General features: G+C 65.6%; 23 protein-coding genes. 7 read left to right on the forward strand and 16 right to left on the reverse strand.

Annotated elements, in window-relative coordinates; all coding sequences use genetic code 11:
- Window positions 1-44: 44 nt before the first annotated feature.
- The gene (locus tag WBB07_RS14045; protein ID WP_526308640.1) at window positions 45-1,133 is read left to right on the forward strand and encodes a Glu/Leu/Phe/Val family dehydrogenase; all 1,089 of its coding nucleotides are present in this window, start codon (window positions 45-47) and stop codon (window positions 1,131-1,133) included.
- 16 nt (window positions 1,134-1,149) lie between these two features.
- Here WBB07_RS14045 and WBB07_RS14050 read toward each other — a convergent pair whose 3' ends face one another.
- Window positions 1,150-1,590, reverse strand: coding sequence for a lipoprotein LpqH (locus tag WBB07_RS14050; RefSeq protein WP_526308642.1), 441 nt, complete (start codon window positions 1,588-1,590; stop codon window positions 1,150-1,152).
- Window positions 1,591-1,667: 77 nt separating this feature from the next.
- Here WBB07_RS14050 and tgt point away from each other — a divergent pair, with 77 nt between their 5' ends.
- Window positions 1,668-2,900, forward strand: coding sequence for a tRNA guanosine(34) transglycosylase Tgt (gene tgt / locus WBB07_RS14055; RefSeq protein WP_526308717.1), 1,233 nt, complete (start codon window positions 1,668-1,670; stop codon window positions 2,898-2,900).
- 109 nt (window positions 2,901-3,009) lie between these two features.
- Window positions 3,010-4,239: a cytochrome P450 gene (locus tag WBB07_RS14060; protein WP_526308644.1), complete on the forward strand. Its 1,230-nt coding sequence runs from the start codon at window positions 3,010-3,012 to the stop codon at window positions 4,237-4,239.
- Here WBB07_RS14060 and WBB07_RS14065 read toward each other — a convergent pair.
- Both WBB07_RS14065 and WBB07_RS14070 read right to left on the reverse strand, forming a co-directional pair.
- Window positions 4,236-5,606 (reverse strand): flavin monoamine oxidase family protein, encoded by a 1,371-nt coding sequence (locus WBB07_RS14065; protein ID WP_526308646.1) that lies wholly within the window; start codon window positions 5,604-5,606, stop codon window positions 4,236-4,238. The genes WBB07_RS14060 and WBB07_RS14065 overlap by 4 nt on opposite strands.
- 75 nt (window positions 5,607-5,681) lie before the next feature.
- Window positions 5,682-6,365, reverse strand: coding sequence for a TetR/AcrR family transcriptional regulator (locus WBB07_RS14070; protein ID WP_526308648.1), 684 nt, complete (start codon window positions 6,363-6,365; stop codon window positions 5,682-5,684).
- Between the two features lie 252 nt (window positions 6,366-6,617).
- Here WBB07_RS14070 and WBB07_RS14075 point away from each other — a divergent pair, with 252 nt between their 5' ends.
- From WBB07_RS14075 to WBB07_RS14090, 4 genes are all read left to right on the forward strand, one after another.
- Entirely contained in the window at window positions 6,618-7,772 is a 1,155-nt protein-coding gene (locus WBB07_RS14075) for a M20 family metallopeptidase (RefSeq protein ID WP_526308650.1), read from the forward strand.
- An 18-nt stretch (window positions 7,773-7,790) separates the two neighbouring features.
- Window positions 7,791-8,702, forward strand: a complete 912-nt coding sequence (locus WBB07_RS14080; protein ID WP_526308652.1) for an ABC transporter substrate-binding protein — start codon at window positions 7,791-7,793, stop codon at window positions 8,700-8,702.
- A gap of 69 nt (window positions 8,703-8,771) precedes the next feature.
- Window positions 8,772-9,740 (forward strand): amino acid ABC transporter permease, encoded by a 969-nt coding sequence (locus WBB07_RS14085; protein ID WP_526308654.1) that lies wholly within the window; start codon window positions 8,772-8,774, stop codon window positions 9,738-9,740.
- 7 nt (window positions 9,741-9,747) lie between these two features.
- Window positions 9,748-10,500: an amino acid ABC transporter ATP-binding protein gene (locus WBB07_RS14090; protein WP_526308719.1), complete on the forward strand. Its 753-nt coding sequence runs from the start codon at window positions 9,748-9,750 to the stop codon at window positions 10,498-10,500.
- A gap of 9 nt (window positions 10,501-10,509) precedes the next feature.
- On the opposite strand, the gene WBB07_RS14095 is transcribed toward WBB07_RS14090, so the two are convergent.
- The 13 genes from WBB07_RS14095 to WBB07_RS14155 all read right to left on the reverse strand — a co-directional run bounded on the left by WBB07_RS14095 (window position 10,510) and on the right by WBB07_RS14155 (window position 19,976).
- Window positions 10,510-11,277, reverse strand: coding sequence for an amino acid ABC transporter ATP-binding protein (locus tag WBB07_RS14095; protein WP_526308656.1), 768 nt, complete (start codon window positions 11,275-11,277; stop codon window positions 10,510-10,512).
- On the reverse strand, window positions 11,274-12,752 hold the full coding sequence (locus WBB07_RS14100; RefSeq protein WP_526308658.1) for an ABC transporter permease subunit: 1,479 nt from the start codon (window positions 12,750-12,752) through the stop codon (window positions 11,274-11,276). The genes WBB07_RS14095 and WBB07_RS14100 overlap by 4 nt, the downstream gene beginning before the upstream one ends.
- 45 nt (window positions 12,753-12,797) lie before the next feature.
- Window positions 12,798-13,676 carry a tRNA glutamyl-Q(34) synthetase GluQRS gene (gene gluQRS, locus WBB07_RS14105; RefSeq protein WP_526308660.1) on the reverse strand — a complete coding sequence of 293 codons (879 nt, stop codon included), beginning with the start codon at window positions 13,674-13,676 and terminating at the stop codon, window positions 12,798-12,800.
- Window positions 13,677-13,749: 73 nt separating this feature from the next.
- Window positions 13,750-14,052, reverse strand: a complete 303-nt coding sequence (locus WBB07_RS14110) for a hypothetical protein (RefSeq protein ID WP_526308662.1) — start codon at window positions 14,050-14,052, stop codon at window positions 13,750-13,752.
- A 177-nt stretch (window positions 14,053-14,229) separates the two neighbouring features.
- A complete protein-coding gene (locus tag WBB07_RS14115) occupies window positions 14,230-14,895 on the reverse strand; it encodes an MBL fold metallo-hydrolase (RefSeq protein ID WP_526308664.1) in 666 nt (221 codons plus the stop codon).
- A gap of 45 nt (window positions 14,896-14,940) precedes the next feature.
- Window positions 14,941-15,711, reverse strand: a complete 771-nt coding sequence (locus WBB07_RS14120; RefSeq protein WP_526308666.1) for a GntR family transcriptional regulator — start codon at window positions 15,709-15,711, stop codon at window positions 14,941-14,943.
- A 66-nt stretch (window positions 15,712-15,777) separates the two neighbouring features.
- Window positions 15,778-16,557: a 3-oxoacyl-ACP reductase FabG gene (gene fabG, locus WBB07_RS14125; RefSeq protein ID WP_526308668.1), complete on the reverse strand. Its 780-nt coding sequence runs from the start codon at window positions 16,555-16,557 to the stop codon at window positions 15,778-15,780.
- A gap of 19 nt (window positions 16,558-16,576) precedes the next feature.
- The gene (locus WBB07_RS14130; RefSeq protein WP_526308670.1) at window positions 16,577-17,644 is read right to left on the reverse strand and encodes a phosphotransferase enzyme family protein; all 1,068 of its coding nucleotides are present in this window, start codon (window positions 17,642-17,644) and stop codon (window positions 16,577-16,579) included.
- Window positions 17,644-18,309 (reverse strand): microcompartment protein, encoded by a 666-nt coding sequence (locus WBB07_RS14135; RefSeq protein ID WP_526308672.1) that lies wholly within the window; start codon window positions 18,307-18,309, stop codon window positions 17,644-17,646. Before WBB07_RS14135 ends, WBB07_RS14130 begins: the two co-directional genes overlap by 1 nt.
- 8 nt (window positions 18,310-18,317) lie before the next feature.
- Window positions 18,318-18,599: a BMC domain-containing protein gene (locus WBB07_RS14140; protein WP_526308674.1), complete on the reverse strand. Its 282-nt coding sequence runs from the start codon at window positions 18,597-18,599 to the stop codon at window positions 18,318-18,320.
- 26 nt (window positions 18,600-18,625) lie between these two features.
- Window positions 18,626-18,874 carry a EutN/CcmL family microcompartment protein gene (locus WBB07_RS14145; protein WP_526308676.1) on the reverse strand — a complete coding sequence of 83 codons (249 nt, stop codon included), beginning with the start codon at window positions 18,872-18,874 and terminating at the stop codon, window positions 18,626-18,628.
- The gene (locus tag WBB07_RS14150; RefSeq protein ID WP_526308678.1) at window positions 18,871-19,374 is read right to left on the reverse strand and encodes a hypothetical protein; all 504 of its coding nucleotides are present in this window, start codon (window positions 19,372-19,374) and stop codon (window positions 18,871-18,873) included. The genes WBB07_RS14145 and WBB07_RS14150 overlap by 4 nt, the downstream gene beginning before the upstream one ends.
- Window positions 19,371-19,976, reverse strand: coding sequence for a BMC domain-containing protein (locus WBB07_RS14155; protein ID WP_526308680.1), 606 nt, complete (start codon window positions 19,974-19,976; stop codon window positions 19,371-19,373). The genes WBB07_RS14150 and WBB07_RS14155 overlap by 4 nt, the downstream gene beginning before the upstream one ends.

Below are 19,976 nucleotides of genomic sequence, written 5' to 3' on the forward strand. Positions count from 1 at the left end.
ACTACTTGTTACACAGCACATTTCGATGGAAAGGACTTCTCGAGGTGACGGCTTCGCTGGAATTGGAGTCGGTGATCGGTACCGGTGTCTTCGACCGGCCCGACTTCGCCGACGACACCCCGCACGAGCACGTGGCATTCGGGTGTGATGAGCGCAGCGGGCTGAAGGCCATCATCGCCGTGCACTCGACCGCACTGGGGCCGGCGCTCGGCGGTACCCGCTTCTACCCCTATCGCAACGAGAGCGATGCGCTGACCGATGCGCTGCGCCTGTCTCGGGGCATGACCTACAAGGCGGCGATCGCGGGGTTGGCACTCGGCGGCGGCAAGGCCGTGATCATCGGAGATCCCACCCGCCTGAAGACCTCCGAGCTGCTGGAGGCCCACGGCCGGTTCGTGGACTCCCTGGGTGGTCGGTACATCACCGCCGGTGATGTCGGCACGACGTCGGAGGACATGGACGTCATCGGCCGCACCACCAAACACGTCACTGCCAAGACCGCGGCCCACGGCGGGTCGGGGGACACTTCCGGCAGTACCGCCCTCGGTGTGTTCAGCGGAATCCGGGCGGCCGCCGAATCAGTCTGGGGCAGCGATGATCTGGACGGCCGCAAGGTCGGTGTCGAAGGTGTCGGCAAGGTCGGCCACAACTTGGTGCGGCTCCTGGTGGAAGCCGGCGCGCAGGTGACGGTCAGCGATGTCGACGCCGCGGCGTGTGCACGGGTCCGGGACAGTTTCAGCTCGGTGCAGGTGCGTGACAGGGTGGTGGACGCCGACGTCGACGTGTACGCCCCGTGTGCGCTGGGCGCCACCCTGACCGCCGCGAGCGTTGCGGCGCTGTCGGCGCAGATCGTGTGCGGCGGCGCCAACAACCAGCTGGCCCAGCCAGCCGTCGAGGAGCTGCTGCGGGGGCGTGGGATCACCTGGGTGCCGGACTACGTGGCCAATGGCGGCGGCCTGATCCAGATCGCCGGTGAACTGGAGCAGGCCGGCCGCAGCCAGACCGAGGCACGGGTCCGGGGGATCGGGGCGACCGTCAGCCGGATCCTGGATCGGCAACGCTCCGGTGACCTGTTGGCCGGCCAGGCGGCACACGCCCTCGTCCAGGAACGGATGGCCGCGGCCGGGAACTGAGTGGGCGGGGACCGCGCTAGCAGGCCGCCTTGATCTCGAAGGTGGCCTCGGTGCGGAAACTGGGCTGCTCGGTGTCGAAGCCGGCGGCGCTGCCGGTGATCGCGTACGTGCCGCCGGTCATCGACACCTCGGCGTTGCCGCCGAGGTCGAGGTTGTAGCTGCCGGTGAAGCCGCCCACGTTGCGCAGATAGACCGACTGCGCCGCGAGCCCGTCGGCGTTGGACACCACCGACGTGCTGCCGGAGTTCTCGTCGCCGGTGGTGATGGTCATCAGCGGCCCGGCCGACGTGCACTGCACCGAGGTGACCTCGCCGAGCTGGCGATCGTTGACGGTGAGGGCCGCGGTGCCCGGTGCCAGCGCGCCCGGCGGCAGCGGCTCTTGGTCGGGGCCGGACGAACAGCCGGTCATACTTGCCACCAGCGCCGTTGCCACCAGCGCGCACCCTGCGTTGTTCACCCGACGAATGTATCGAGGTGCTCTCGCCGAAGTCTCGTATTCGTGGCATCTGCTGCGGTCGGTGTTGAATGTCTGCTGTGACGGACGGCTTCTTCTCAGTACACGATGTCCTGCCCGGCCGGCGGGGACGCACCGGTGTGATCCATACGCCGCACGGTGACATCCAGACCCCGGCGTTCATCGCGGTGGGTACCAAGGCAACGGTCAAGGCCGTCCTGCCCGAGACCATGAAATCACTTGGTGCACAGGCGGTTTTGGCAAACGCCTACCACCTCTATCTGCAGCCGGGCCCTGATGTGGTGGACGAGGCGGGCGGTCTGGGTGCCTTCATGAACTGGGGCGGCCCGACGTTCACCGACAGCGGCGGCTTCCAGGTGCTGTCGCTGGGAGCGGGTTTTCGCAAGGTGCTCTCGATGGACGCCAACAGGGTCCAGGCCGATGACGTGATCGCCGAGGGCAAGGAGCGTCTGGCCAAGGTCGATGAGGAGGGTGTGACCTTCACCTCGCACCTGGACGGTTCCACGCACCGGTTCACCCCCGAGGTGTCGATGCAGATCCAGCATCAGCTGGGCGCTGACATCATCTTCGCTTTCGACGAGCTGACCACCCTGGTCAACACCCGCAAGTACCAGGAATCGTCGGTCGAGCGCACCCATCGGTGGGCGATTCGCTGCCTGGATGAGCACCGTCGTCTCACCGAGGAACGTCACACCAAGCCGTACCAGGCGTTGTTCGGTGTGGTGCAGGGCGCGCAGTACGAAGATCTGCGGCGGCAGGCCACCCGGGGCCTGGTGGGCCTGGTCGACGCCGACGGTCGCGGCTTTGACGGCTACGGCATCGGCGGCGCGCTGGAGAAGCAGAACCTGGCCACCATCGTCGGGTGGGTCACCGACGAGCTGCCCGAGGACAAGCCGCGGCACCTGCTGGGTATCAGCGAACCCGATGACCTGTTTGCCGCGGTCGAGGCCGGTGCCGACACGTTCGACTGTGTATCGCCGTCGCGGGTGGCTCGCAACGCCGCGATCTACTCCGAGACCGGCCGCTACAACATCACCGGGGCCCGCTACAAGCGGGACTTCACTCCCTTGGACCCGGCCTGCGACTGCTATACCTGCGGCAATTACACCCGTGCCTATCTGCACCACTTGTTCAAGGCCAAAGAGATGCTGGCGTCGATGTTGGCCACCATCCACAACGAGCGCTTCATCATCCGGCTCGTCGATCAGATCCGGGCCTCGATCGGTGACGGCACCTTCGACGAGCTGCGCGAGCACGTCCTGGGCCGTTACTACGGTGCTGTCCGGGTCTGAGGTCGACCTGAAAACCAGCTTTCTTCCGTGCCTTCGATGCCGCCCGGCCGGCCGCCGCGGCAAAGCTGCAGCTGACCAGCGGCTTCTTCAACGCGTGTAAAATAAGGCGATGGCTGCCCCCTTCGCTGACTCCCAGGAACTTCTGGTGCGATTGCTCGCCCCCGGCAATCGTGCCGACCCCTACCCCCTCTACGGCGAGATCCGCGCCCGCGGACCGATGCTGTTGCCGGCAATGAACCTTGCGGTGTTCTCCGGATACCAGGATTGCTTCGATGTGCTGCGCCACCCCGACTCCGCCAATGACCGGCTGAAGTCCACCGTGGCGCAGCAGGCCATCGCCGACGGCGAACCGGAGCGTCCGTTCGGCGTTCCCGGGTTCCTGTTCCTCGATCCACCGGACCACACCCGGCTGCGCAAACTGGCGCAGAAGGCGTTTGCGCCCAAGGTCGTCAAAGCGATGGAATCCGAGATCGCCTCGTTGGTCGACGCATTGCTCGACAAGGCCGAAGCCGCCGGTGAGTTCGATGTGATCGCCGACCTGGCCTACCCGTTGCCGGTCGCGGTGATCTGTCGGCTGCTCGGTGTACCGCTGGAGGACGAACCGGAGTTCTCCCGCGCGTCGGCATTGCTGGCGCGCTCGCTGGACCCGTTCATCACCTTCACCGGTGAACTACCCGACGATATGGATGAACGGCTCCAGGCCGGACGGTGGCTGCGCCAGTACCTGCGGGACTTGATCGCCCGACGCCGCGCCGACCCCGGTGAGGACCTGATGTCGCGGCTGATCGCAGCTGAAGAGGATGGGGACCAGCTCACGGAGGACGAGATCGTCGCCACCTGCAACCTGCTGCTCATCGCCGGTCACGAGACCACGGTCAACCTCATCGCCAACGCCATCCTGGCGATGCTGCGCGAGCCGCGACACTGGTCCACATTGGCCGCGGACCCCACCCACGCGTCGGCCGTCATCGAAGAGACGCTGCGTCACGACCCGCCGGTGCAGCTGGTCAGCCGGATCGCCGCAGAGGATTTGGAGATCAACGGCACAACCGTCCCGAAGGGGCATATCGCAATGCTGCTTCTGGCTGCGGCACAGCGTGATCCGGAGTCGTTTGTCGACCCGGAGGTGTTCGACCCCGACCGCGCGTCGATCAAACATCTGGCGTTCGGCCACGGTGCGCACTTCTGTCTGGGGGCGCCGCTGGCCCGCATGGAAGCCCAGCTGGCACTGACGATGGTGACGTCGCGGTTCCCGAACGCACGCATGGCCAGCACACCCGAGTACAAGCCCAACTTGACGTTGCGTGGTCTTTCGACGCTGAAAGTTGCTGTCTCTTAAGGGTTCAGCGCATCGATGACCTCGGCCGCCGCCCGCTCCCCGGCATCGACCGCGCCCTCCATGTAGGCACTCCAGAAGGTCGCCGTGTCGGTGGAGGCCCAGTGGATCACGCCCAGCGGCGCACTCAGCGCCGCGCCGTAGGTGGTCCACACATGTGGGCCGTGGTTGGCGTTGTAGCACCCGCGGGTCCATTGCCGGTTCGACCACTCACCGTCGACGTAGGCCACCGGGTGCGCGGCGGCAGCTCCGTAGTGGCGCACCAATTCTGCCGTGAGCAGGTCCTGTCGCTGATCCTGGGGTAGCCGCCCGTAGGTGCGGGCCTGATCGCCTTCGAGGAACATCAGGATCACCCCGTGGTCGTCACCGGGGATGCAGGTGTCGTTGGACATCCGGGCAGGGCCGATATCGGAGATCAGCTGGCCGTTGAAACCGTCTGCACGCCAAAAAGGTTCGTCGTAGATGAAGAAGGCTTTCATCGACGAACCGTTGGGCAGGCGCTGGGTCAGCTGGTCGCGAACCCCGGGCAGCGGCGGGTCGTACATGATCCGGCCGGCCAGTGTGGGAGAGATGGCGACGATGACCCGCCGACCATGGGCTACCAGCCCGCCCCGGCAGTGCACCGTCACCTGCGATTCGGTGTGCTCGATCAGTTGTACCGGCGAACTCAGCACCAGGTGCTCTTCGATCAATGCCGCCAGCTTGCGCGGGATCTCACCGGTGCCCCCGAGGAAACGGGTGGTTTGGGCGCCGCCCTCGGATTCGGCGAACAGTTCCGAGGTCACCCCGCAGGTCTGGACGGTGAACAGCAGATGCAGGAACGACACCTCGGCGGTGGGCACCGCCAGGATCCCGACCGTGCAGATCTCGAGCAGGGTGCGGGCCACCGGCGAGAGGTTCTGGCTGTCATACCAATACCCGGCGGTGATGGCGTCCCATTCCAGGGCCCGCGGCGCCTTCCACGGCGCTTCGACGGGGACCTCGGTGGCGAGTTCGTCGAGGTGGCGCAGCACCCGTTCCAGCTCGGTCAGCTCGTCGGCGAAGCGGGACTGGAAGTCCGCCTCCCGCAGCACCCCGGTGCCTCCCAGCTCGTAGGACGTCTGGCCCTCGTCGTATTGCGGGTAGGTCTGGACGCCCAATTCTTCGGCGAGCGCAAACATCCGCTCGTGGGTGTCGCCGATCCACTGGGCGCCGATCTCCACGGGAACTCCCGGCAGCACCTCTTCGGTGAGGATGCGCCCGCCCACCCGGTCGTCGGCCTCCAGGACCAGGGGACGAAGCCCGGCCGCCAGCAGGGTGCGGGCGGCGATCATTCCGGACAGGCCGGCACCGACGATGATGACGTCCGCGTCTCTGGTCTCAGCTGGCATGCAGGCCATCTTCTATCCCGCGACCGCGCGTGTTTGCTCGCGACACGCCGGGATCAGGCGTACAAACGCGTGCGTTCAGCCTGATCTCCCGGCGCCCGAGTAGCTCTGCAGTAGCGCGTGGGTGGTGTCGCGGCAGCCACGGATGCTCTCCTCGGGGACCCTGAGCACCCGCAGACACGCATCGGCGAACTCGGCAGGCAGCGCGTTGCGGTACTCGCCGGGCTCTGTCGCCCACATGCTGACCAGAGACTCGACGATGCGGAACGGCAATTCGGTTGCCGCCTGATGGATTTCGGTCTCGGCGGCGATGCTCTGGCTGATCGTCAGATAGTGCCAGCGAAGCCTGTCGTGCCCCGACCAGAACGGGGCCAGGCCTGGGCTGCGCAATTCGGGCTGCAGATACAGCGTTCCGAGGTTCCAGCGCCGGTTCAGCAACCGGTCGCCGTCGAAAGTGGCCAAGGCATGCAGGTGTCCGGCGGGAGTCAGTGCCGGTGTCACCCGCAGCAGGTAGGGGATGAGATCCAGGGTGGGCGTCACGGTCTGATTCAGCAGGGCACACGCGAGCTCGTCTTTGGTCTTGAAGTGGTGGTAGAGCGACGCCTGCCGGATTCCCACGGCGTCGGCGATCGCCCGGGTGGACGTACCGGCAAAACCCAGCGTGGTGAACAGGTGAGCTGCCGCGTCGAGGATCGCGTCGCGCCCGTTGACGCCCAACCGTCGCCGCACCGTCGCGGTCCTCGATTCCGAACCTGTGGCCATTGGGTCATCCTCCCCACTCGGCATCGGTATCAACATCCACCAGACGAACCTGTCATGCGATAGGAACATCGGCAACCAAGAAGTAACGCGCAGCTCAAGGCCGTAACTCAGGCGTTACCAACATCCCCTTTCAACGCTGCAAACTGTCAAGCGACAGGCTGCAACGGCCCGGAGCTCGACCGCCATGACGGCTCGCCGGGCAACACTGGAAGAGGGAACTTGAGAACCGCATTCGCATCTGCGCTGACGTCCGTGCAGCCGTCTGTCGTGGAACTCCTGGTGCAGCTGGTGCGCTGCCCGTCGATCACCTCGGACACCGCCGTCACCCGGGTGGCCCTGACGACGCTCGCCGACTATCTGGTGGAGGCCGGTGTTGCTGTCACCGTCTCGGAATCCGCGGCCGGGGTGCCGACGTTGCTTGCCCGCATCGACGGCGATCGACCCGGTGCCAACATCCTGTTCCAGGGGCACATCGACGTGGTGCCGGTCGACGTCGGATGGCAACGGGATCCTTTTGGCGCCGTGATCGACGACGGGTATCTGTACGGCCGGGGTGCCTGCGACATGAAAGCCGGCCTCGCCGGCTTCGCCGGAGCCTTGAAGGCACTGAAGATGTCCGGGGGACTCGACCAAGGCAGTGTCACGCTCCTGGTGGATGTCGACGAGGAGACGGGCAGCGACGACGGTCTGATCCCGTACATTGCCGAGCACGGACTCGCCAGGTACGACTGGGCCATCTGTGGTGAGCCGACCAGCCTGCACCCGTATCTGGGTAACCGCGGACTGCTGTGGGTGCGCGTCACCGTCGACGGTGTCGCCTCGCACGCCGGAATCCCGTCGGCCGGTCTCAACCCGGTCCCCGTCGCCGCCGAAATCGTCGGGTACCTCAGCGATCCGGACCGCAAAACGCCTTCCCGTGACACCGACTCGTCGCCGCTGACGGTGACCACGTTCCAGGCCGGCACCGTGGTGAATTCGATTGCCGACAAGGCGGTGTTCACGATCGACCGGCGGCTGGTCCCCGGAGAATCGGCTGCCGGTGCACTGAAGAGCATCACCGAGGACATCGCGGAGATCGCCGCCAAGCATCCGAGGTTCCCGGTCTCGACCGAGGTCATCAAGTCCTGGCCGCCCTGTCTGATCGGTGAGGGCAGCGCGCTGGCCAGAGCCGCCCACGAAGTCTCCGAATCAGTGTTGGGTGCTGCATCATTCGGATTCGACCAGGCCTGCAACGACGCCTCGTTCCTCAGCGAGGCCGGGGTGCCGACGATCATCTGGGGGCCGGGAGACCCGGCTCTTGCTCACACCTCGGAAGAAAAAGTCTCACTCGCCGACCTCGCCAGCGCAACGCAGAGCTACGGGCTGGTCATCGAAAAACTGAAATCGGTTCAGAATGGAAGGACGTAGATGTCACGCAATGAGGTAATGGTTTCCAAGGCTCGCCGGGCGGTCACGCTGACGGTGTGCGGTCTGGTCGCCTTCTCCGTCGCTGCCTGCGGCGGGACTGCCGACGACGCCGCTGAGCCGGCATCCTCCACCACCGCAGGTGGGGATCCGCAGATCGCGGCGATGCTTCCCGCGGAGATCCGCGACGCCGGAGAGATCAAGGTCGGAACAGCTGCCGACAGCCCACCGCTGGAGTCGATCGCCGACGACGGGAAGACGATCGTCGGCGTCGATCCAGATCTGGGTGCGGCGTTGGGTGATGTCCTCGGTGTTCCGCTGGTCTTTGTCAACAGCGGATTCGACGGGCTGCTACCGGGTTTGGCCGGCGGCAAGCATGACATCGTGATGGCCGGAATGAACGATACGGCCGAGCGGCAGCAGGTTGTCGACTTTGTCGACTACCTGTCCGCCGGTACCAACATCCTGGTCAACGAGTCCAACGACTCGATCAGTGAAGTCGCGGATCTGTGCGGCCAGCAGGTCGGTGTTCTGAAGGGCACCACCTTCGCCGAGTTTGTCGAGAACGAGTCGACGAAGTGTCAAGCCGGTGGGGCCGCGCCGATCACTGTGAATCAGTTCAACACCGGAAATGAAGCGACACTGGCGCTGTCGGCGAATCGGGTGACCGCGGTGGTGGGCTTCGCCCCGGTCAACGCCAACATCTCCAATCAGACCGACGGCAGCTTCAAAACGGTGGGCCCGAACTATGACGCCAAGAACATCGGCATCGCGGTCCCCAAAGGGCAGGACCAACTCCGGGACGCGCTCAAGGCCGCCATGGAGAAGCTGATGTCCGACGGCACCTATCAGCAGATTCTCGACAAGTACTCGCTCAACGACTGTTGCTCACGCCAAGAGGTCACCATCAACGATGACCAGGCTCAACAATGAGCCCGGCGACCGGCCGTGAAAGCATCAGGGATGGAGCGTGTTTCGCTCCACGTAGCACGATGAGATCGCATGTTGTCGCCATCAAGTGAGACGGCCGAACGTCCCGCACCCGACGCTGCCGTGAACGACAGCGCTGCCGTGAAAGCCATCCCGGTCCGCCATCCGGGCCGGTGGGTGGCCTTACTGATCCTGGCAGTGCTGGGTGCCATGCTGGTTCACTCGGTGACGACCAATCCCCGATTCGAGTGGGATGTGGTCGGTCAGTACCTGTTCTCGGAACGAATCATGAGTGGCCTACGGCTGACATTGGTGCTGACGGCAGTGTCGATGGCCGTCGGAATCGTCCTCGGCACCGTGATTGCGGTCATGCGGCTGTCGAAGAATCCGATCCTCCGAGCGGTGGCCTTCGGGTATGTCTGGCTGTTCCGCGGAACGCCGCTGCTGGTTCAGATCATTTTCTGGGCGTACATTTCGGCGCTGTATCCGAGGTTGTCTCTGGGCATACCGTTCGGGCCGGAGTTTGTGGTTTTTGATGCCAACGACGTCATCTCACCTCTGGTTGCCGCGGTGCTGGCGCTGAGCTTGCACGAGGCGGCCTACATGGCCGAAATCGTGCGAGGTGGCATCCAGTCGGTTGACCACGGGCAGACCGAAGCTGCGCAGGCGCTGGGCATGTCCCCGTTGCGCATCACGGGGAGGATCATTCTTCCGCAGGCGATGCGGGTGATCATCCCTCCGACCGGCAACGAGATGATCACCATGCTCAAGATGAGCTCGCTGGTCAGCGTCATCGCGGTCGCCGAACTGTTGTACTCGGCTCAGCTCATCTATGCCGTCAACTACAAGACCATTCCGCTGCTCATCACCGCCAGCATCTGGTACCTGGTGATCACGTCGGTGTTGTCGCTCGGCCAGCACTACGTGGAGCGGCACTATGCGCGGGGGCTGACCGGATCAGCGGTGCCCGGCGGCTTGTCGCGACTGTGGTCCACGCGTAGACCGGCTCGTCCGGCGGAAAAGGAGACCACTGGTGGCTGAGGGGGCAGTGGTCCAGGCCGTCGATGTGCGGAAGGCTTTCGGTGCCACACCGGTGTTGAAAGGTGTTGATCTACAGGTGCACCCGCAAGAAGTGGTATGCATCATCGGCCCGTCGGGTTCGGGGAAATCGACGTTCCTGCGCTGTATCAACCACCTCGAGAAAGTCGATTCGGGCCGACTGTCGGTTCATGGACAACTTGTCGGGTACCGCCAACGCGGCAACAAGCTCTACGAACTGCGCGAGAAGGAAACCGCTCGGCGCCGGACAGACATCGGCATGGTTTTCCAGCGCTTCAACTTGTTTCCGCACATGACGGTGCTGGAGAACATCATCGAGGCACCCCGCGGCGTTCGGCGCCTCACGAAGTCCACTGCCACCTCACGGGCAATGGATCTACTCGAGCAAGTCGGCTTGGAGTCGAAAGCGACGTCGTACCCGTCGCAGCTCTCCGGCGGGCAGCAGCAACGCGTCGCGATTGCTCGGGCGTTGGCGATGGAACCCACGTTGATGCTCTTCGACGAGCCCACCTCGGCTCTGGATCCCGAGCTTGTCGGTGAGGTTCTCGACGTCATGAAAAGGCTTGCCGCCGAAGGAATGACCATGATCGTCGTGACCCACGAGATCGGCTTCGCCCGGGAGGTGGCCGACACCGTGGTCTTCATGGACGACGGCAGGATCATCGAATCCGGCGCGCCCGCAGCTGTGCTCGAGGCGCCCCGGCAGGACCGCACCCGGGCATTTCTGAGTAAAGTCCTCTGACTGCCGCCGCTACAGCGGGTTGAGGATTCGCTGCAGGAATTGCCTGGTGCGTTCTTCCTTGGGGTCGCCGATCACCTTTTCCGGTGGTCCCTGCTCCAGGATCACGCCACGATCGGTGAACAGCACCTGATTGGATACCTGCTTGGCGAACTGGATTTCGTGGGTGACGACCACCATCGTCCACCCCTCGACGGCCAGGTCTTTGATGACCGAGAGCACCTCACCGACGAGTTCGGGATCCAGAGCCGAGGTGGGCTCGTCGAAGAGCACCAACTTGGGTTTGAGTGCCAGGGCCCGGGCGATACCGACACGTTGTTGCTGGCCGCCGGAGAGCTGATACGGGTATTGGTCCAGCTTGTCGGTCAGGCCGACCTGGTCGAGCAACACGCGGGCCTCGGCGATGGCCTCGTCCTTGGGGCGCTTCTGGACGATCACCGGCCCCTCGATGATGTTCTGCAGCACCGTCTTGTGCGGGAAGAGATTGTGGCTCTGGAACACGAACCCACTGCGTGACTGGAATCTGCGCACCTCGGGTTTGGGTGTCGGCGTGGAGAAGTCGATTTCGATGTCGTCGACCCGGATCACCCCGGCATCGGCCCGGTCGAGGGCGTTGAGGGTGCGCAGCAGTGTGGTCTTGCCTGAGCCCGACGGCCCGATGATGGCGGTTGCCGTTCCCCGCTCGACGGAAAACGAGACGCCCTTGAGCACTTTGTTGTCGCCGAAGGCTTTCTCGACACCCCGTGCGGTGACGCGATAGTCGATGTTGTCGGAGGTCATCGGACCACATACCTTTCCAATCGGTGTTCCAGCCGGCTCTGGCCGAACGACAACACCAGGCAGATCACCCAGTAGTAGACCGCGGCGGTGCCGTACAGGGCGAAGAATTCGAAGGTGGGCGCGGCGATGATCTGCGCCTGCCGGAGCAGTTCGGTGACCAGGATGGTCGAGGCCAACGAGGTGTCTTTGACCAGTGAGATCAGGGTGTTGGACAGCGGGGGTACCGCCACTCGGGCGGCCTGCGGCAGGATGATTCGCCGCAGTGCGCCGACGTAGTGGAAGCCGATGGTCTCCGCGGCTTCCCATTGTCCTTTCGGGATGCTCTGGATCGCCGAACGGATGATCTCGGCCGCGTACCCGCCGACGTTGAGGGAGAACGCGACGACCGCCGCCGGGAAGGGTTCGATGCGGATGCCGAATTCCGGTAGGGCAAAGAACACGATGAACAGCTGGACCAGCAGCGGGGTGCCGCGGATGATCGAGATGTAGAGCCGGGCGAGGTTGGACAGCGCCAGGTTCGACGACATCCGGGCCAGTGCCACCGCCAGTGCGATCACCAGACCCACCACGAAGCTGATGATCGTCAGCGGGATGGTCGCGGTGATGGCGGCTTTCGCCAGCGGCCACAGGTTGTCGAGGATCAGGTGCCAGGCTGACCGCGGCTGTGTCGCGCCGGCACCGGTATCGCCGCTGCCGGTTGCGTTGGCTTTCAGGTATTTCTGCGAGATCTCGGCCAGGGTGCCGTCGTTCCGGAGTTCCTCGACCGCCTTGTTCAGATCGGGCAGCAGGCCGCTGTCCTTGACGGCGGCGAAGCCCTGTTCGCTCTTTTCTCCGGTGTTGCCGGCGATCTTGACCGAGGTGTCGTCGGTTTCGGCGAGGTAGGCGTAGACGGCGATACTGTCGTTGACGGTGGCATCGACACGGCCCTGGTTGAGCAGTGTGATCGCTTGGCTGAAACCCTCGACGGCTTCCACGCGGGCGCCGGCGTCGCGGGCCACCTGGGCCCAGTTGCTGGTGGTGCTCTGTGCGGTGGTCTTGCCCGGCAGGTCGGCCAGCGAGGTGATGGAGTTGTCGTCGGCGCGGGTGACGATCACGCCCTCGCCCACAGAATATGGTTCCGACAGGTCGTATTTGGCCTTGCGCTCGTCGTTGATGGTCACCTCGTTGGCGACGACGTCGAAGCGACCGGCCTCCAGTGCGGCGAAGATGGAATCCCACGGGGTTTCCACGAACTCGACATTGACGCCGAGCCTGTCCGCGACGGCACGGGCGACATCGACGTCGTAGCCGGTCAGCTGGCCGGTACTCGGATCGTGGTAGCTGAACGGGGCATAGGTGCCTTCGGTGCCGACCCGTAGCACCCCCGACGCTTCGACCGGGTTCTTGTCACCGTTCGACGACCCGCCGCAGGCCGCGGTGATCAGCGCCGCCAGCACAAAAAATGCCAGCAGTGCCCTTCGCAGATAGTGGCTCACCGCCGGAACCTAACAACTCGATGAGGGCCAGGAGAAGGGTTCTGCTCACCCGGTGTAGATCCACGGCCGGCGGGGCAGCCGCGCCGGGTCGAACTCGTCGAGCATCCCGGACAGGGTGCTGGCGTGGTAGCCCAACGAGGCCGCGATCTTCTCGAGTGTCGCCTCGATGCCGATCTGTGCCAACGTGACGGCGCCGTCTCGTTTGGCCAGCCGCTTCCCCTCGGTGTTGAGGACCAGCGGCACATGGGCGTACACCAGCGGTGGGTACCCGAGGAGGGCGCCGAGGTAGGCCTGGCGTGGTGACGAGGGCAGCAGGTCGTCACCACGCACCACCTGGTCGACACCCTGGGCGGCGTCGTCGACGACGACGGCCAGGTTGTAGGCGGGCACGCCGTCACCGCGACGCAGCACCAGGTCGTCGACCACCCCGGTGTAGCTGCCGTGGAGAACATCGGTGACGGTGTAGTGGTGGGTGTCGGAGCGCAGGCGCAGCGCCGGTGGTCGGGATCCGGTGCGGCGCTGGGCGCGTTCGGTCTCGGTCAGGTCCCGGCAGGTGCCGGGATATGCGCCTTCGGGGGCGTGTGGGGCTCGCGGTGCCTGCAGTATTTCTTTTCGGCTGCAATAGCATTCGTAGACGAGATGGCGTGCGGTGAGATCGTCGATCACTGCGTCGTAGCGGTCGGTTCGTGCGGTTTGACACACCGGCGGCTCGTCGGAGCTCACCCCGATCGCTGCCAGGTCCGCCAGCTGGCGCGCGGCGATCGACGTATCGGTCCGGTCGTCGAGATCCTCGACCCGGACCAGGAAGCGGCGGTCCGTCGCGCGGGCGAACAGCCACGCCAGCATGGCGGTCCGCAGATTGCCGATGTGCAGATCGGCCGACGGGCTGGGGGCGAACCGGCCCGCGGCGGGCGTTCGGGTCATGCAGCGCAATCTAGTCGGTGCCGAAACGCAGAAAAGGGGCCCCGGGATGGGGCCCCTTTTCTGGCGTGCTGGGTCAGTTGACGGTGACGTAGACGGTGGTGGGGGTGACGGGTCCGTACACCTTGGGGGTGTAGTCGGCGCCGGACATGGCCGCCGTCGCGCTCTGGTTGCGACCCACGGAGATGACACTGGCCTCGGCCAGCGGTGTGGAGCTCAGGCGGTTGACCACAACGTCGTAGCCTTCGGCTTCCAGTGCTTTGATGGTGTCCTGCGCGCTGCCCACTCCACTCGGGGCGGCCAGTGTGGGGGCGGCCATCCCCAGTGCCCCGCCTGCCAGCGCGGCTGCGGTCAGGGCGGCAAATCCGAACTTCTTCATTCTCGTCTTCTTTCGTGTCCTCAACCCGGTGCCGAATCTGGGTTTCTCCCGCTATTCGTCCCGGTGACTACTGTGTAAACCCGCCGGAGCCGGGCTTTCATCCCGGTGGCGGGATCTGATCGGCTGTTGGCAGCATCACGTCTGTCGGACCGGTCGGGCATCTGCCTATGGCCTCGGTCACGATGAAAAGCGGCTGTGAGGCGCTGCGGCGGCCAGCGCGTCGAGCGCTTCGTCGACACACGCCGCCCAGGGGCGGCCGTCGAGTACGTGGACCGCGCTGTCGCTGGGAAATGCGCTGGAGATCACCACATCCGGAGTCAGCGTGCGCAGCAGGTGTAGCGTCTGCGCCAGCGTTGTTGCGTCGCTCATCGGCGGGAGGTAGCCGGGCGCCCAGGTCCCGTCGGCGCCGACGAACATGGTGTCCCCGGTGAACAGCAGGCGGGTGCCGTCGTCGGCGGTGAGCAGGTAGCAGGTGCTGCCGGCGGTGTGCCCGGGGCTGGGGATCACCTCGATCCCGTTCGTGTCGACGTGCCGGTCCGCCAGCGGGACGTCGACATGGCGATGTGCGCCGATGGCGGCGAGTTCGGGCTGGGGGGCGTGCAGGCGGGTGTCGAATCGTCGGTGGATGGCCGCGAGCATCGGTCCGGCCTCGTCCTGGTGCGACAGGTACTGGTGGCCGATACCGCCGAGCTCGTCGATCCGGTCGAAGTCGGCTTCGGTGGCCGGCGAGTAGAACAGGATGTTGCCGTCGCGCCCGCCGGTCCACAGATATGCGTGGGTGGTCAGGCCAGGGAACGGGCTGTCGGGACGGGTTTCCCAGAGGTCAGTGCCGATCTTGCGCATGTGACCCAGGCTGCAACATCAACCTTTGTTCAGGTCAAGGTCGGGTCAGCTGGCCTTGCTTCGGCTCTGCAGGCTCACCGACGCGATGTCGGCGGAGGGGACCCCGATCCCGCGGCCGTTGACGGTGACCGCCAATCGGGTGCGGTCACCCCGGAACAGGTCGTGAGAGAACTCGCACGGGGTGCCGTCTTGGTCGTAGGCGGTGCGAGTGATCAGCAGCAGTGCCGACCGCTGCTTGACGCCCAGCAGGGTGGCTTCCTCCGGGGTGGCGTTGACGGCTTCGATCCGCTCGTCGGCGCGTGAGGTCACCAACCCGTACCGGGCTTCCAGGACCTCGTAGATGGAGCCGCCGAGTTGTTGTTCGAGGAGCCCGGGGAACTTGTCCGCGGGAAACTGCGCGCGTTCCAACGAGATCGGCGATCCGTCGGCAAGTCGGACCCGCTGGATCTCGACCACGAACTCTCCGGGCTCGAGATGCAACGACTGCCGGGTGGCGCGGTCGGGCACCGCGATCTTGGTGGACAGCACCCGGGTGCCCGCGACGTACCCCTGGTTGGCGAGAAAAGCCGGGACGCCGACGACGTCGGTCAGGCTGCGCTGGACCTGCACATGGCTGATGAAGATGCCCCCGGCGCGCCCGATGACGCGTTCGACCAGGCCGGACTCCTCCAGCGCCGCCAGTACCTGGCGCAGGGTGGACCTACTGGTGGAGTACCGGTCGGCGAGCTCGCGTTCGCTGCCCAGCTTGGTGCCGGGCACGCCTGCGTTCACGTCGGCCACGATCTGGCGCCGCAGCTCCTCGACTCGAGTCGGCACCGACGTCTCCCGCCTGTCAAAACTGGTGGTACCAAAATTGGTTGTACCAAATAGTATGCACCTCAGCTACATGTCGGCGATCGCCGCAGCCGACTCGGGCAGGATCTGTCCACCGTCCACCACCAGCGACTGACCAGTAACATACGCGGCTTCTTCGGTGGCAAAGAACAGCGCGGCGTTCCCGATGTCGGCAACGCTGCCCAGCCGGCCCGCGGGCACGGTGGCTGCCATTTGGTCGAGGTAATCCTGGCCCATATCGACCAGACCTTCGGTGATGATGTTGCCGGGCAGCACCGCGTTCACCGTGATCTTCTTCGGCGCGAGCTCCATGGCGGCGGTCCGCAGGAAGCCGAGCTGGGCGGCCTTGCTGGCGCCGTAATGCGACCACCCCGGATAGCCGGTGATGGGTCCGGTGATCGAGGAGGTGATGATGACCCGGCCGTGGCCGCTGGCGGCCAACGACGGCAGCGCCGCCTGCACCATGAAGACAGTGCCCTTGAAGTTCACCGCCATCACCTGCTCGATGTCCTCGGGGGTCAGATCCTCCAACCGGCCCGACGGGAAGATCCCGGCATTGGCGCACACGATGTCCAGACCACCGTTTCGCTCCACGGCCGTGGCCACTACCTGCCGGCAGTCATCGGGGCTGGTGACGTCGGCGGCGATTCCGGTGACCGAGCCGGGCGCGTCGGCCAGAGCGGTCACCGCGGCGTCGATGTCGGACTGGTTCCGTCCGGTGATCACAACGTTCACCCCGGCGCGGGCGAAGGTCTCGGCGATGCCGCGGCCGATCCCCTTGCTGCCACCGGTGACAACGGCCGAGCGGCCGTGAAGCGAAGCGAACATCTGGGTGCCTTCCTAGTTTTCAGGCCAGCCGGAGGCCGTTGTGGGTGAGATAGCGTTCGGCGAGAACGCAACTGCCTGCTGCGTAGGTTACTGACATCGCCTGCGATTCGCGGGAATGACGGTGCGAGCCCATCCAGGCCAGCAGGAGCAGCCGCCGCAACAGCACAAATGACGCCAGCATGTCCTCGTCCGCGGTGGCCAGCGGCCTGCGGGTCCGGTATCCCGAAGTCCAGGCCTCCTGCCATTCCGGCAGCGCTGGGTCGTCCTCGAGGAAGGAGACGGCGGTGCCGAAGTCGTAGAAGTACCAGCCGAATCCGCAGTCATCGAAGTCGATCACGGTGATCTGACCCGTCGGAGGCCGAGGCTGCGAGGTACGAGCAGGCGAAGGAGATCCGGCGTTGTTAGGAGCCGTTGCGTCACCGTCGACGAGCAGGTTGGCCAGGCGTAGATCGGCATGGACCAGCCCGTAGGTTTCCGGTCCCGAGCCGTATTCGGCCAACCGCTGCTGCAACAGCTGTTGGGCCCGGTCGAGGATCTGCGCTTCGGGCGCGCCCACCCCATCCGCGTCCCGCCAACTGCCCCAGCGCGGTGTTGCACCCAGGCAGTGCTCCCAGTCCCAGGCGAATCGGTTGAAGCCGGTCGGCCGCACCCAGGTCCGGGCGTGATCGTGCAGGGCGGCGGTGATGCGGCCCAGTGTGTGGAAGTCGGTGACAGTCAGTGTCTCCGGATCGGGTTCGGCCCCGGCCACATTCGCAAAGTGCACGATGTGGCGTTCGGTGCCGTCGTGATCGAGGGAGATCACCCGCTGCCCGTCACGTGCCTGCAGGACCTCCGGCACGACAACTTCGCTGTCGCGGCGCAGAGCGTCGAGCCAATCGAGTTCCGATTCGATCTCATGCCTGCGGTGGTAGTTCTTCCGGTGCACCCGCAGGACCGACCGTTCCCCGGTGCTGGTGTCCTCGACTGCGTAGGTGGCGTTCTCCGACAGGTTCAGCAGCCGCAGCGTCGAGCTGCTGGACAGGTCATAGTGCTCGAGTGCCCGTTCGGCGACGGCGAGGTCGTCACCGATGAAGTCGGCGCCCGCCATCAGTGGTCGCGACCTTCGATACCAGCCAGCACCGAAGTGATGCGATCGCGTGCCACCGTCACATCGGCGGTGCTGCCCCCGATGTACAGCCGGCCCGCGGCGCCGATCATCTGCACATCGACGAGATCGAGACCCGGTGCGGCCCGTTCGGCTTCGTTGGCCGCCACCGCCGCGAACAGCGCCGGGGTCATCTCGTAGACCAGCAGCGACTGGCCCGGCAGGACCATCGATGCTTGCCGGTTGCGGTTCAGGATCACCGCATGCTGATCGGTGATGTTCTCGATGATGTCGTGGTACAGGACCCGCGGCCGCAGCTGGTCGGACGCGGAGTTCCCGGTACCGGTCAGGATGGCTTCGCCGGCCCGCTGAAGGTCTCCGAGGTCGGCCGAGTGGATCTCCAGCACCCCGAATTGGCGTTCCACATAGAGGATTCCGGGTTGAATCCCGGGAACCTCCCGCAATGCCAGGTCGATGACGCGTTCGATGGCCAAAGCTGGTGACACTTCGACGATCAGGGCGTGTTCACCGGCATACGGCGGGTATCCGCGGGCGCGGGTCGGGGTGCCGAGGTAAGCGGCGAACTGCGGTTGGAGGTCTTCCACCAGGAGATACACCCGAATATCGGTGCGGGTCCCGGTGCCGGGGTGGGCGTCCGTCGAGGCCATCGGCGGACCTACTGGCTGGCGACCGAGAAGTGCGCGCCGAGTTCGCTGTGCGGGCGCGGGATCACGTGGACGCTCACCAGTTCACCTACCTGCGAGGCGGATTCGGCGCCGGCTTCGGTGGCGGCCTTCACTGCGCCGACCTCACCGGTGACGATGACGGCCACCAGGCCGTCGCCCACCTGCTGGCGATCGGTGATGGTGACGTTTGCTGCCTTGACCATCGCGTCGGCGGCCGCGAGTGCTGCGACGTAACCCTTGGTTTCGATCATTCCGATTGCATTGCTGGCCATGGTGTTTCTCCTTCTAGTGGGTGGTGTTAGCGGTCGGTGGGGTCGATGGAGCCGATGATGAGTGCGTCGATGGGCGGTGGGGTGCCGGTGAACCAGCTGGCGGCCACCGAACCCTGGGTGACCAGCACCCGTTCACCGAGGCCGCTCCCGAGGACATCGAAGGCGATGAGTCGGGATCCGGAGCCGTCCACCTCGACCTCGAGAAGGGCGCCCGGGGGCATCCCGTCCACGCATCGGGTGGACCAGACATGTCCTGAGACGGTGCCGGTGATCATTTGCGCTCCTTCTGGACGGTGATGCCGAGCGCGCGGGCCCGCTCCCGGGCCAGCGGGGTGAGGATGGCCCGGGGGCCGAGGACCAGCGTGGCGCCGGTGCCTGCGAGATCGGCGACCTGGCGTTCGGTGACCGCGCCCCGGTCGATGCGGTGGGTGTTGCTTCCGGTTCCGCGGCCGGCATTGGCCAGGCGAAAGGACAGCCGACCGTGCCGCAGGTCAGCGCGGGTCTTGGGATTCTCGAAGAGATTCAACAGCTTTCGGACAAATCCGTCGAGATCTGAGTCCGAGGCGATCCGTACGCTGTCGGTACGCGATTTCTCGTCGGCGGCCAGTGGCCCGGTCGGTGCGACGGAGCTGACCGGTGCCACCGGTGCGGCCGGCACCGGCGGTGCGGTGGGCGCCGATGGTGGCCGCGGTGTCCGGGGCGTCAGGTCGCGGACCGCGTCGCGCACCACCTCCCGTACCAGGAGCCGCAGCTGTTCACGATCGATACCGCTCACCCGAGGCTCCGGCGCAATGCGTCTTCGGCGGCGGCGGCGGCCTGGCGGATGTCGGCCTCGCTACCGGAGAGGTAGACCCGTCCGGTGGCACCGATCATCCGGAAGTCGACGACCTTGATATCGGCCGCTTTCTCCGCTTCGTTGGTGGCCAGGATCGCATAGGAGGCCGGTGACACCTCGAGTACGTACAGTGACTCACCCGCCAACACCATGGACCCGATCTTGTTGCGGTTGACCAGAAATGCGTGCTGTTGGTCGATGCTGGAGATGATGCGGGAGGCCAGGATGTTCGGGCTGACGGCCGAGCCGGCGCCACAGCCCAGTTCATCGAGGGCGGCATCGGCGGCGGCCTGGACCGCCGAGGTCTCACCGTGGAACTCCAGGTAGCCGAATTGTCGCTCGACCACCAGGATCCCGGCTTTGACTTCGGCGTGCTTGAGAGCGACATCGGTGACGCCCTCGATGTCGAGACCGGGGGCCACTTCGATGATCTGGGCGGCAACCCCGGATCGGGGCAGGCTGCCCTTGATCCAGGTGCCCAGATACGACATCGTCTGCGGCTGTAGCCGATCGATGAAGATGAACGAACGTAGTTCAGCCAC

The organism is Mycobacterium sp., assembly GCF_049647605.1.
In the GTDB taxonomy this organism is placed as follows: domain Bacteria; phylum Actinomycetota; class Actinomycetes; order Mycobacteriales; family Mycobacteriaceae; genus Mycobacterium.